Origin of the sequence: Rickettsia gravesii BWI-1 (genome assembly GCF_000485845.1) — a bacterium.
Classification (GTDB): Bacteria; Pseudomonadota; Alphaproteobacteria; order Rickettsiales; family Rickettsiaceae; genus Rickettsia; species Rickettsia rickettsii.
This window is the reverse complement of the sequence record NZ_AWXL01000010.1, coordinates 25,101-37,397: the sequence shown is the minus strand read 5'-3', so window position 1 is coordinate 37,397 and position 12,297 is coordinate 25,101. Positions and strand designations below refer to the sequence as shown.

Below are 12,297 nucleotides of genomic sequence, written 5' to 3'. Positions count from 1 at the left end.
GAAAGAAAATTAATTTAATCTATTTTTACTCTTTTTGTCTACAAATTATAAGACTTTTTTGAAATAGGAACAACTACAGCATAATTTCAATATAGAAATCTTTTATATTTATTTTACTATTGTAGTTTTAATTATAATATTTTATATTTGGTATATATTCAATTTTTAACCGTTTTAAAAATATGCACTTAGAATATAAAGTTACTATATCTGAAAATGGCAGAATAAATATTCCTGCAAAAATTCGTAATCAATTACATCTTGCTTCAGGAGATCAGTTAATGCTAATACTTGATAAAGAATTAACATTGATTCCTCTAAAAAATAAAATTAAAGAATTTCAAGCATTAGTAAAATCTAGAAATAAAGATAACATATCATTAGTTGACTCTTTAATTGAATCAAGAAGAAAGGAATTTAATAATGAATAAATATATTTTAGATTCATCTGCTTTACTTGCATTATTTAACTCAGAAACTGGTAGTGACAAGGTCGAAGAAGTATTACCGTTATCTATTATGTCTACAGTAAATATAGCAGAAGTAGTAGCTGAACTAGATAAAAAATTGAACATATCTTTTATTCAAAGTAAAGAAATGATCTCAGCTTCAATAAATAAAATTGTAGCCTTAGATTTTGATCAAGCTATAGAAATTGGACGCTTAAAGAAAGAAACAGAACAATTTGGCCTATCTCTTGGTGACAGAGCTTGCATTAGCCTAGGATTAATTACAGGCTATCCTATATATACTGCAGATAAAATTTGGACTAAACTGCAATTAAATTGTAAAATCGTTCTAATTCGCTAGGCTCTATGAAGATTTCCAATTGATTTGCTATTTTGAGGTATTTTTTAGCGAAAATTAATAAGATTTTTGAAAGAATAGCTACTCCTATTTCAAAAAAACCTTATAATTTGCAGCAAAAAATAACCAAAATTAAATCTTCTTAGAAATCTTCATAGAGCCTAACAGCTCATTTTATGATAAAATTTGAAAAAAGAGCCATTATGATACTATAATAATTACCTTCCTCTTCCTGAGTTTTGCTTTTCTATTTTTTCTCTTCGTGCTTTCATAGCTTTTGCTAGTTCTTCTTTATGCTTATCTCCTCCTTGAGGCATTTGTTTACCAATATCCTTTGCCTCTTTTTTTATAGTTTTTGGAATTGATATAGGTGGTGGCGGAGGCGATGGAGGAATAGGAATACCGCTTCCAGGCATTAGAGACGGCATCGGTATAGTACCACTAGGCATAGTTGGAGTATTTTTTGAAGATTGATTAACAGCTTCTGCTTGCTGCTGCTGTATCTTCTCTTCTTTCATACGTTTTATAGCTGCTAATGCTCCTTGTTGCTGTAAATCTGCAGCTGTCGGCTCTCTTTTTGTAGAAGTTAAGTGTTTATTTTTATTATCAAACTTTTTTTCTCTATCGGAAGCACTATTAATAGTATTATGTTCTTTTTCTATAGCCTTAAATTGATTATTAATAGCTTCTAATTCTGCAGCGATTTTCCATCTTTCGTCTCTAGTAATATTAGAATTAGCTTTTTTTTCTTCAAGCCCCTTTTTCCTCTCTTCTAGTTCTTTCTGTTTTTGCTTTAATTCTTCTATACGTTTTGCATGATTATCTATTTTTTCTTCTGTACTCTTTGTTTGCTGCTCGAAAGAATCCTTTACTTGTCTGCTTTGAACTTTTTTCTTTAACTCTTCATCAAAAGAAAGCGGTTTATTTCGTACAGGCTTTCCTAAATCAGAATGTATTAGATCTTCAAAATTTTCTCTAGAAGCTAACGGTTTTTTACTGGTATCAGGTATTTGAGGATCATGTTTTCGTAAATTTTTTGTAATTTCTTGTATATTTTGTATATTTTTATGAAGTTCTGTAATCGACACCACTTTACCTCTCACAAGTTAATTGATTTTAAAGATATAGTAATTAAACCTCTTTTATAGCTTCAACGCAAGCAAAAGTTGCTATTTTTAGTATTTCATTAGCTGTTGCTGTAGCTTGAAGTATTTGAACGGGTTTTTCAAAACCGTTTGTTATAGGACCTATAAAGCTGTTTGACGAAAATTCTTGTAACAACTCAGTAGAAATAGCAGCTGAATTTAAACCAGGCATAATTAATACATTTGCAGATCCTGATAATCTACAAAATTTATATAATTTACGTAAATCACTATCTAAAGCCACTTTAACCGACATCTCTCCGTCATATTCAAAATCTACCTTCATGCCGCTCAGCTCTTCTTTGTCTTTGCTAAAATTATCTAGTATATTTACTGCTTCACGAATACGAGCTGTTTTTGCCTTAGAAGAATTACCGAATGTTGAAAAAGAAAGAAGTGCAACACGAGGCGTGATTCCCATATTTTTAGCAATTTCTGCAGTTTGGGTTGCTATTTGTGCAAGTTCCCAGCTGTTTGGATATTCTGTAATACAATTATCGGCAATAATAATATTATTATCTTTAGCAATCATAATTGAATAGCCAAGAATGCTACGATTAGTTTTTGGTGAAATGACTTTCATGATATCTTCTAAACTATCGATATAACTTTTCGTAACACTGGTTAAAAGAGCATCACCGTCACCGCATGCTAACATACAAGCAGCGAAAATATTCTTATCAGTTTTAACAAGCTTTGCACAATCACGGTATAAATAACCTTTTCTCTGAAGTCTTTTATATAAATAATCAGTATATTTCTCTAAACTATCGCTTAAGGCCGCATTCATTATTTGAATTCCGTCTAAGCTAATATCTTGACCTATCTTTTTTAACATAGCCTCAATTCGTTCAACACGACCAATTATAATCGGATGACCGTATTTCTTGTCTCGCATCATAAGAGCGGCAGAAATTACTTCTTCTTCTTCACCTTCAGCAAAAACAATCCGTTTAAGCGGTGCATTATGAATTTTTTCAGCTAAGAAATTCATATAGTTAGCAGTAGGATTTAATCTGCTACCTAATTCTTTCTTATATTTACCTATACTAAAATCTTTAACCCTAGCAACGCCGCTTTCTATTGCAGCAACGGCAACCGCCGCTGCTACTACGGTAATTAAACGAGGATCAAACGGTACAGGAATGATATATTCCTTACCAAAAACCATCTTACGCCCTGAGTAAGCTTTATACACCTCTTCCGGTACAGGTCTACGGGCTAAATCTGCAATGGCTTTTGCTGCAGCCATTTTCATTTCCGTATTAATAGTCTTAGCTCTTACATCTAATGCTCCTCTAAAAATATAAGGAAATCCCATAACATTATTAATCTGATTATTATAATCAGATCGCCCTGTTGCTATAATCGCATCATCGCGCACAAGTTTTATATCTTCCGGAGTAATTTCTGGATCAGGGTTAGCCATAGCAAAAATAATCGGATTACTTGCCATTCTACTCACCATATCTTTAGTTACTGCCCCTTTTACCGATAACCCTATAAATACATCAGCGTTATTTAAGCTTTCCGCTAAAGTTCTAAACTTGGTATCACTTGCATATAGCTCTTTCCATTTATTCATACCTTCTAGGCGTCCTTTGTAAACAACGCCTTTAGTATCACATACAATAATCTTTGATTTATTGGCTCCAAGAGCAATTAATAAATCAATGCAAGCAATAGCTGCTGCACCTGCTCCGTTAACTACGATTTTTAAATCTTCAAGCTTGCGATTAGTAAGATACGCAGCATTTATTAGCCCTGCGGCGGTAATAATCGCCGTTCCATGCTGATCATCATGAAAGACCGGTATATCCATTAAAGATTTTAATTTTTCTTCTATAATAAAACATTCCGGAGCTTTAATATCTTCAAGATTAATACCCCCAAAACTATAACTGAGATACTTCACAGCATTAATAAATTCTTCAGGGTCTTCCGTATTTACTTCCAAGTCAATTGCATCAATATCAGCAAATTTTTTGAATAGTACCGCTTTACCTTCCATCACCGGTTTTGAAGCGGCAGCTCCTAAATTACCAAGCCCAAGTACGGCAGTACCGTTAGAGATTACGGCAACTAAATTACCGCGAGCAGTATATTTATATACATCCTCTAAATTTTTAGCAATTTCAAGGCAAGGCGCTGCAACCCCTGGGGAATAAGCCAGTGATAAATCTTGCTGAGTAACTAAAGACTTTGTTGCAGAAATAGCGATCTTACCAGGCTTATCTTTTTCATGATATTCAAGGGCCTCAGCATAATTTATTTTATTCATTTCATCCATTTTAGAAATTCCTGTTTTATTTGTTTGTTTTGGTTTTTCATCATTGCGAGTAGACTCAATAGGCGTCGACGAAGCAATCTCAGGCAACATTCCTGAGATTGCCACGCTCCTTTCAGTCGCTTGCAATGACGTGGTAAATTCACCTCATTATATACATAATAATTGATATAGTAACTACCGAAAAAAAAGTAGTAAATGTTATAATCGACGCCATAGAATCAGGATCACCATCAAGTTGACGAGATAAAACATAAGCCGTACTCGCACATGGAAGGCAGCTATATAATATTCCTACCGATCTATCTAATCCGTCAATAGACATTAACCATAGTACTACTACACTAACTAGAGGAAATGCAACTAATTTAACAAAGCTTGTAAACATTACATTATGTAAAAGCTCTTGTCTAATAGTAAAATTAAGCCCTGCCCCAACATTTAGCATACCGATAGCTAAAGCGGCATTAGAAAGGCTATCTAACGTTTTCTTAAGCCCTAAATGTAATTCAAGATTTGAGTAATTAAAAACGAATCCTACTAAACTTGCAATAATTAACGGATTACGCACAATTAATTTCATCATTAAAACAAAACTAGTTCTAATAGTATTAGTAACGGATTTATTAGGGATATAATAAGCGAAAATCATTACCGATAAAATATTGGTAAAAATAATCATATAAGAAGAAATAACAGCAACGATTGAAAGCCCGCTAGAACCAAGCAAGGGGCTACTTACCCCAAAAAAAATGTAGCTATTATAACGAATCGATCCTTGAAAAATGGAAGTAAATTGGACTTTATCTATGTTATATTTTTTTTGGTAAATTATAAGACCGATTGATACAAGAATAGTGGATATAATAAGAGCAACTACTAATTTAATTATGGATGCAACACTTAAATCGGCAGTAGATACGTAATTAAACAGCATGGCAGGAAATAGTACAAAATACGATAATTTCTCAATACCACGCCAAAATTCTTCTGAAGTTAACCATTTATTTTTGATAATACTACCAAGCAGCGTAATTAAAAAAATAGGTAACGTACTACAAAAAATTTCATTCATTTGTTAATAGTTTTTATTTTAACGTCATTGCGAGGAGCGAAGCGACGTGGCAATCTCGTCAAACTTCCTGAGATTGCCACACTCACTTCGTTCGTTCGCAATGACGCTTAGATACCCATTCGGGAATGATATATAGGCTACAACTGCTCTTCAACCAGCTTTTTCATTTCCTGCACCCCGTAAAACTTTATAAAAGTCCCAAGTCTTGGACCTTCATTCTGTCCAAGCAATATTTGATATAAATCTTTGAAGTAATCACGCAGATTTTCATATCCTGCTTTCATTCCTATATCATATATCGCTTTCTGAATTGCTTCAGCTTCGGTTTGATCAGCTATATCAGATAACATATCTAATATATCCTGCAAAATAACCTTATGCTTTTCAGAAGGAGATAAATATGATTTATGTGCTTTAATAAAGTCATTATAATATCTTATAGCAAATTCTGCTAAATGGTCAAGATAAGGGTTAGTATTTATAGTTGCTTTTGGCTCATATTTGCTAATAAATCCCCAAAGCACCGATTTATCCGAAGGATTACACACAGAAGTAAGATTTAACAACAACGAATAGGTAATTCCAAAAGTCTCAATTTTCGGTACATTTCCGTGATGGATGTGATAAACGGGATTTGCAAAACGCTTTGCCCTATCCTCTTCTAAATGATATTTCTGGTTAAAAGTAATATATTCATCAACATTTTTAGGAATTACATCAAAAAACAAACGCTTAGCTCTAGTCGGATTTTGATACATAAATAATGCCATACTTTCAACAGGAGCATATTTAAGCCAATCATCAACGCTAATACTATTACCTTTTGATTTTGATATTTTCTCACCGTTTTCATCTAAGAATAACTCATAACATAACTGCACCGGCGGCTTTCCTCCTAGGATTCGGCAAATTTCCGAATAAAGACGAGCATTTGCCAAATGGTCTTTGCCGTACATCTCATAATCGACTTTAAGCGCAGCCCAACGCATACCAAAATCCGGCTTCCACTGTAATTTGCAATGCCCTCCCGTTACCGGTACTTCTATATAATTACCGGCTTCGTCTTTATACGTTACAGTGCCTGCTTTAGCATTCCATTTCTCTATAGGTACTTGCAGTACCTTACCTGTTTTCGGACATATAGGCATGAAAGGTGAATAGGTAGCCTTGCGCTCTTCTCTAAAAGTCGGTAGCATTAGCTCCATTATCTCGTCATATTTCTCAAGCACCATTATCAGCATCTCATCAAACATACCAGCTTTATAACAGTTAGTACTGCTATAAAATTCATACTCAAAGCCGAATTTATCAAGGAATGAGCGAAGCTTTGCATTCATATAATGCCCATAACTTTCACATTCACCGAATGTATCAGGGATAGAAGTAAGCGGCATATCCATATACTGTGCCACCATTTCAGGATTTGGGATATTGCTAGGTACTTTACGAAGCCCGTCCATATCATCGGAAAAGCAAATTAGTTTAGTCGGAATATCGGATAATTGCTCAAATGCTTTCTGTACCATCACCATACGGGCATTTTCACCAAAAGTACCGATATGAGGTAAACCTGAAGGACCGTAACCCGTTTCAAATAATACATACCCCTTCTCAGGAATTTTACCGTTTAAGCTGTCTAATATCTTCTTAGCCTCAACAAAAGGCCACGCGTTTGACTTAATAGCATCTTCCCAAATTTCTGACATTGATTTTTCTTGCACTTTAATTAATAATCAGTGACAATATACTAAATTTATTTATTTGTAAAATATCAAATTAAACGCCGTCATTGCGAGGAGCGAAGCGACTTGGCAATCTCATAAAACTTCCTGAGATTGCCACGCTCCTGGCAATCGCTTGCAATGACATTAAGAACAAAAAAACCATGCCATTTAATACTATTATAAATTACATCAGAAAAGATAGCTATAAAGTTCTACATTTAGGACTGATTGCAATTTCTATAATAGCACTTACTACCGCTTATATTGCTGAATATATATTCCATTATACACCCTGTCCTTTATGCGTTTACGAACGATTTCCCTATTTAACCCTAATCAAAATTTGCTTAACTGCTTTAATCATCCGACAGTTAAGTAAGTATACTTTAATATTCATTCTCCTAACTATCCTTAGCTCTTGCATATTATCAACCTATCATAGCTTCGTAGAAAGAGGCATAGTACAACCAAGTGCTCTTTGTTCATCAATGATTCGTATCCCGAAAGGCTTGTCTATACAACACATCAAACAAATGTTCTACTCGCAGCCAATCACGTCCTGCACGAAACCCGCTATCAAAATCTTTGGTATTTCTATGACAGAGTATAATCTACTCTTAAATATCGGTCTTCTAATCTGTTTACTCCTCGTTTGGTTTTATCCAAAATCTAATAAATAGTTAAGAATTAACTATTATGCAAAAATTAAAAATATTGTGTATAATGACAATTCCAATATTTTTATATATTTCAATTTTTTAAGAATTAGTTAGGAATTGTATAAAAATAATAATTTCAACTAATTTAAAAAAGAGAAAAAGCTATGATGAATGATCATGAAAACAATCTATTCGCAACACTCGCTTTTGGTGAGCTTAGCGAAGTTCAAGCTTTATTAAAAAAAGGTGTTAATCTTGACGAACACAAAAACGCACGTGGAGAAACAGCATCACACCATACATTATTTACAGGATATATGGACAGAGCTAAATTATTACTTGAACATAATGCTAGTCCTAATATTAAGGATAATTACAGACAAACGATTTTACATAAACTCATATCATTTAATTCTATAGATAAAATGGAATTTTTACTTCAAAATGCTACTAATATTGATTTAGAAATAAAAAATCATTACGGCTTTACTCCTTTATATTCTTCAGTATTTGATGCAAATATTAAGGCTGCCGAGCTTTTACTTAAAAATGGTGCTGATGCTAATTTTGACTCCTTTAACAAGCATAATGCAAAGTCAAACCATCACACCAATTGAAAAGCAAGAATTAATTGAGATTTTACTTCAACATAGTGCAGAAATAATAGTAAATAACAATAACCCTCCTGAAAAAGTTTGGACATTTGAGCATTTAAATGTAAATAAAGAGATTATACTTAAATCTTTATTAACTTATAATAAACCACTAACCTTTAATAATATCTCTAATAATTTTTTAACTATTAATAATGTTAATATTGATGAGGTAAGACCTAAAGCCATATTTGCACTCAAATATTCAAATGATATTCATCATAAAGTAGTAAATAACTTTCTTAAAGATGCGATAGTTAACTCAGACAATAAAACAGGAAATAAAAATTTTATAGACAGTTACAACAAATACAAAGGTTTTTTAAAAAAGAATTATGATGAATATAAATATCACATGGATAATAACCTTCTATATTTTCACTCCCCAATTACTTCATTAGGAACATTTGAAGATCCTACTTTTACAAAAAAGATTGAAAGTATTGCTGCATTTTTTAACAACGATACACAATCCTTAGAGTATAAAGCATTCAAGACACTTTTATCTTTACATCCTAGTTTTAAAATCACGGGTAGTGATATTATATTAAAGGAAGTAGCAACAAGTAAAGAAACAGAGGAAAAACTAAATACCACATTTGATATGAAAAGTATCAAAACAACCTCTTATTGGACTGAAACTGCAGAGCAAATAATTTATGATTCAGCTAATCTTTTTGAAACTGAACTAACAGGCGATATTGCTTAATTCTTATACCATTCCTGCGAAAGCAGGAATCCATTAACCTCTAATATCATCCCACGACTTGATCGCGGGATCCAATTTAAAATACTAAAAATTTAGTATTTTTAAGTTACTTTTATGTATACCGTGGTCAAGCCACGGTATGACACCAAATGCATTTTTCGATCCACGCAACAATGTTATGTGGGGATGACATCGAGTAGGTTTTTTGTAGCCGTGCAACAACTTTATGCAATAATAATGTTTCGCAAAAGCGGTCATGACATCGAAGTATAGGCTATCTCAAGTAATTCTTTTAGGCAATACTATTTATTGGTTATTGACATAATCTTAAAATGGTGCTAAATATTAAAAATTAAGAGGCTATCTGTAAATAAGTTTTAATTGGTAATTAAAGAGCTTTTTTAGTGAAAATTGATAAGATTTTTGAAAGAATATTACTTTATATTTCAAAAAAGTCTTACAATTTGCAGTAAAAAATAATTTAATTAGCCTTAAAATTTATTTACAGATAGCCTCTAAGGTAGAGCTTTCTTGACTATTTAGCTTCTAGTCAAAGAAAGATAAGTTTTTTATCTTTATTTTATATTTCTACAGTTAAAAATATTTATGATATCTTTAAAGGTTATATAGTTTAATACAAAATTAGCGTTGGCGTAGATAATGTTTTGCGTTTATGTGTTTGCTATATGCAAATTTAAGTTTTGATTATTAAATTATAATTTATAACAGGATATTAAAATGTTTATCTCTAATAATTTTTCAAAAATTTTTTTCTTTTCTTTTTGTTTTATTCATCACAGCTGCAGTTTATGCGGATCACAAAAAAGTAGTAGTCATTGTTCCACTTGAACATGCCGCAATGACTGAGATTATATCAGGAATTAAAGAGTCGCTAAAAGATATAGATGCAGAAATTATAGTTAAAAATGCTCATGCTGATTCTAATATTTTACTTGCCATTATAAAGCAAATAACAGATCAGGATATTGATGTAATTAATTCCAATAGGCACGACAGCCAGCCAAACTGTTATTTCTCATATAACAAATAAACCGATTGTTTGTGCTGCTGCTATGATTAATAGTAAAAACCTACCTTTAGTTACCGGTGTTAACGATGAGATAAAAATCACTGACACCATTAGTAAATTACCTTTTTTATAGAATATCACTTTAATTTATAGCAGTGGCGAGAAAGTTATACCTGAAGTAGAAATGTTAAAATTATATGCTGGAAAAAACAATATTTCTTTGCACACGGTAATGATACAAAATTTCAATGATATGCCTGTGGCTGTAAAAAATGCTCCTGAAAATACGCAGAGTTTTATAATTTTGAAAGATCATTTAATAGTCAGTGGGATTAATATTTTAAAGCAAGAAGCATTTAAACGCCGTATTCCGATAATTGCTGCTAATGAAGGTTCGGTAATTAGCGGTGCAACTATTGCGGTAGGAGTACAAGAGAAGCAAATAGGCGTAGAAGCCGGTTTAATGGCAAAAAAAAATCTTACAAGGAATAGAACCGAAAGATATTCCATTTGGGGATATGAAAGACTTAACTTTATTTATTAACCTTAAATCATTTGTTAAACAAGATATTCTTACTAAAAATTTATCCGTACTTCCTTTCACGCGTAAAGAACTTGAAGAGTAGTAACATGAACATTTTAGTTACTGCTCTTGAGCAATCCTTAATAATGCTGCCGCTTATTTTAGGGATGTATATAAGTTATCGGATTCTCAAAATTACCGATCTTACCGTAGACGGTACTTATGTACTTGGTGCGGCAGTGTTTGCCCCTTTCATTTGGGTTATTTCCTGCATTAATATTTGCCGTAATAGCAGGCGGAATTATAGGCAGTATAGTTAGTTTATGCAGAAGAATAACCGCATTAACAGACTTGTAGCCGGAATACTTGCAAGTTTGATGCTTTATTCGGTTAACTTACAAATTATGCAGCGTCCTAATATATCGGTTCTTGGTACGCCGACTCTATTATCTATATTAGATCTCGAAAATTGGTTAATACCTTTAGTAATAATCAATTGTCTTATTATATGTTCAGTTATAATTTTATTAAAAGGTAAGCTCGGTTTATTTCTTCGTGCTTTTGGTTTTAATAAAGATTTATTGATTAATTTAGGAAAATCTGCCGAGCTTTACCGTACTGTCGGTTTTAGCATAAGTAATTGTTTGGCTGCTTTAACCGGTACTTATATCTGCACAAGTAAATGGTTTTGCCGATATTAATATGGGTTTCGGGGTGGCACTAGTCGGTATCGGTGCGATTGTTATAGGGCGTCATATTTTAATCCATGCTAATAATTTTAATGCGTTTAAAGAGATATTTTCTTGTTTGATAGGTATTATTATTTTACTTTATTGCTCTGGGCGTTTTACTCCGAATTGGCATCGATCCCATAAATCTTAAGCTTATTTTAGGGGTAGTATTGTTTATTTCGTTGAGTTCTGTAAAAAGAGAGGCTTTATGAAATCTTATTTATATGCAGAAAATATACAGTTCAAAGTTAAAGAAAGAACCGAACCTATAATTGCTGAAACTACTTTAAATATTGCTAAAGAAGAGTTTGTTGTAATATTGGGTCATAACGGTAGCGGTAAGTCTACTTTAGCTAAAATACTTGCCGGCTATTTAAAACCTACTAGCGGGAAAGTGTGTCTAGATCAAGTCAGAATCGATAAAATACCTAAAGGACAAAAAGCTTCTACATTAGTTACATTAACACAAAAAACTGAAGAGAGGCTATTTACCGAGCTAACCCTTGAAGAAAATATCATTTTGTGGGAAAGTAGATTCTCTAGTAATGAACGGTTAACAATTAGCGAGTTGTTAGAGCTTACAGGTTCGCCTAAACGCTTTTTGCCTTTACTTTCACAGCCATTAGGTAAATTTTCCGGTGGAGAAAAGCAGATTATACTGCTGGCACTTAGCATAGCCCATCCACCTAAAATATTATTTCTAGACGAACATATGGCAAATTTAGATTCGAAAGCTTCTTTGGAAGTGATGAAAAAAACAGCAGAGATTATAGAGAAACATAAGATAACTTCCGTTATGATCACGCATAATTTAGAAGATGTCGTAAATTACGGCAAAAGGCTTATAGTCTTAGATAGTGGTAAGGTAGTACTAGACTACCTAAAACCACCAGGTTTTTCTTTAAAAGAACTTAAAGAGATTTTAAATTAGAATTGAATATCTGCACCTATCTG

Annotated in this window: 10 protein-coding genes and 2 pseudogenes; 8 read left to right on the top strand and 4 right to left on the bottom strand. The window is 32.6% G+C overall.

Annotated features, from left to right (window positions below; all coding sequences use genetic code 11):
- The first annotated feature begins 182 nt into the window (after positions 1 to 182).
- A complete protein-coding gene (locus tag RGRA_RS0103395) occupies positions 183 to 431 on the top strand; it encodes an AbrB/MazE/SpoVT family DNA-binding domain-containing protein (RefSeq protein WP_017443105.1) in 249 nt (82 codons plus the stop codon).
- Complete coding sequence (locus RGRA_RS0103390; protein ID WP_017443104.1) at positions 424 to 810, top strand: type II toxin-antitoxin system VapC family toxin; 387 nt, start codon at positions 424 to 426, stop codon at positions 808 to 810. The genes RGRA_RS0103395 and RGRA_RS0103390 overlap by 8 nt, the downstream gene beginning before the upstream one ends.
- Positions 811 to 1,025: 215 nt before the next feature.
- Here RGRA_RS0103390 and RGRA_RS13300 read toward each other — a convergent pair whose 3' ends face one another.
- The 4 genes from RGRA_RS13300 to RGRA_RS0103365 form a co-directional block, all read right to left on the bottom strand.
- Positions 1,026 to 1,895 carry a hypothetical protein gene (locus RGRA_RS13300; RefSeq protein ID WP_236609780.1) on the bottom strand — a complete coding sequence of 290 codons (870 nt, stop codon included), beginning with the start codon at positions 1,893 to 1,895 and terminating at the stop codon, positions 1,026 to 1,028.
- A 43-nt stretch (positions 1,896 to 1,938) separates the two neighbouring features.
- Positions 1,939 to 4,242: an NADP-dependent malic enzyme gene (locus RGRA_RS0103375; protein ID WP_017443106.1), complete on the bottom strand. Its 2,304-nt coding sequence runs from the start codon at positions 4,240 to 4,242 to the stop codon at positions 1,939 to 1,941.
- A gap of 139 nt (positions 4,243 to 4,381) precedes the next feature.
- Positions 4,382 to 5,314 (bottom strand): AEC family transporter, encoded by a 933-nt coding sequence (locus RGRA_RS0103370; protein WP_017443102.1) that lies wholly within the window; start codon positions 5,312 to 5,314, stop codon positions 4,382 to 4,384.
- Positions 5,315 to 5,451: 137 nt separating this feature from the next.
- Entirely contained in the window at positions 5,452 to 7,020 is a 1,569-nt protein-coding gene (locus RGRA_RS0103365; protein ID WP_017443101.1) for a lysine--tRNA ligase, read from the bottom strand.
- A 179-nt stretch (positions 7,021 to 7,199) separates the two neighbouring features.
- Between RGRA_RS0103365 and RGRA_RS10415 the strand changes: the two genes are divergently transcribed.
- The 6 genes and pseudogenes from RGRA_RS10415 to RGRA_RS0103340 all read left to right on the top strand — a co-directional run bounded on the left by RGRA_RS10415 (position 7,200) and on the right by RGRA_RS0103340 (position 12,274).
- The gene (locus RGRA_RS10415) at positions 7,200 to 7,718 is read left to right on the top strand and encodes a disulfide bond formation protein B (RefSeq protein WP_017443100.1); all 519 of its coding nucleotides are present in this window, start codon (positions 7,200 to 7,202) and stop codon (positions 7,716 to 7,718) included.
- A gap of 143 nt (positions 7,719 to 7,861) precedes the next feature.
- Positions 7,862 to 8,314, top strand: coding sequence for an ankyrin repeat domain-containing protein (locus tag RGRA_RS09680; RefSeq protein ID WP_157668016.1), 453 nt, complete (start codon positions 7,862 to 7,864; stop codon positions 8,312 to 8,314).
- Positions 8,286 to 9,059, top strand: coding sequence for a hypothetical protein (locus RGRA_RS0103355; RefSeq protein WP_017443098.1), 774 nt, complete (start codon positions 8,286 to 8,288; stop codon positions 9,057 to 9,059). Before RGRA_RS09680 ends, RGRA_RS0103355 begins: the two co-directional genes overlap by 29 nt.
- 738 nt (positions 9,060 to 9,797) lie before the next feature.
- Positions 9,798 to 10,715 (top strand): annotated as a pseudogene (locus RGRA_RS08670) (ABC transporter substrate binding protein).
- Between the two features lie 4 nt (positions 10,716 to 10,719).
- Positions 10,720 to 11,555 (top strand): annotated as a pseudogene (locus RGRA_RS08665) (ABC transporter permease).
- Complete coding sequence (locus tag RGRA_RS0103340; protein ID WP_017443097.1) at positions 11,552 to 12,274, top strand: ATP-binding cassette domain-containing protein; 723 nt, start codon at positions 11,552 to 11,554, stop codon at positions 12,272 to 12,274. Before RGRA_RS08665 ends, RGRA_RS0103340 begins: the two are co-directional and overlap by 4 nt.
- The last annotated feature ends 23 nt before the right edge of the window (positions 12,275 to 12,297 follow it).

Coding starts and splice junctions, on each gene's coding strand:
- RGRA_RS0103395 (WP_017443105.1), top strand. CDS start 183: ATGCACTTAGAATATAAAGTTACTATATCTGAAAATGGCAGAATAAAT.
- RGRA_RS0103390 (WP_017443104.1), top strand. CDS start 424: ATGAATAAATATATTTTAGATTCATCTGCTTTACTTGCATTATTTAAC.
- RGRA_RS0103375 (WP_017443106.1), bottom strand. CDS start 4,242: ATGGATGAAATGAATAAAATAAATTATGCTGAGGCCCTTGAATATCAT.
- RGRA_RS0103370 (WP_017443102.1), bottom strand. CDS start 5,314: ATGAATGAAATTTTTTGTAGTACGTTACCTATTTTTTTAATTACGCTG.
- RGRA_RS0103365 (WP_017443101.1), bottom strand. CDS start 7,020: ATGTCAGAAATTTGGGAAGATGCTATTAAGTCAAACGCGTGGCCTTTT.
- RGRA_RS10415 (WP_017443100.1), top strand. CDS start 7,200: ATGCCATTTAATACTATTATAAATTACATCAGAAAAGATAGCTATAAA.
- RGRA_RS09680 (WP_157668016.1), top strand. CDS start 7,862: ATGATGAATGATCATGAAAACAATCTATTCGCAACACTCGCTTTTGGT.
- RGRA_RS0103355 (WP_017443098.1), top strand. CDS start 8,286: ATGCAAAGTCAAACCATCACACCAATTGAAAAGCAAGAATTAATTGAG.
- RGRA_RS0103340 (WP_017443097.1), top strand. CDS start 11,552: ATGAAATCTTATTTATATGCAGAAAATATACAGTTCAAAGTTAAAGAA.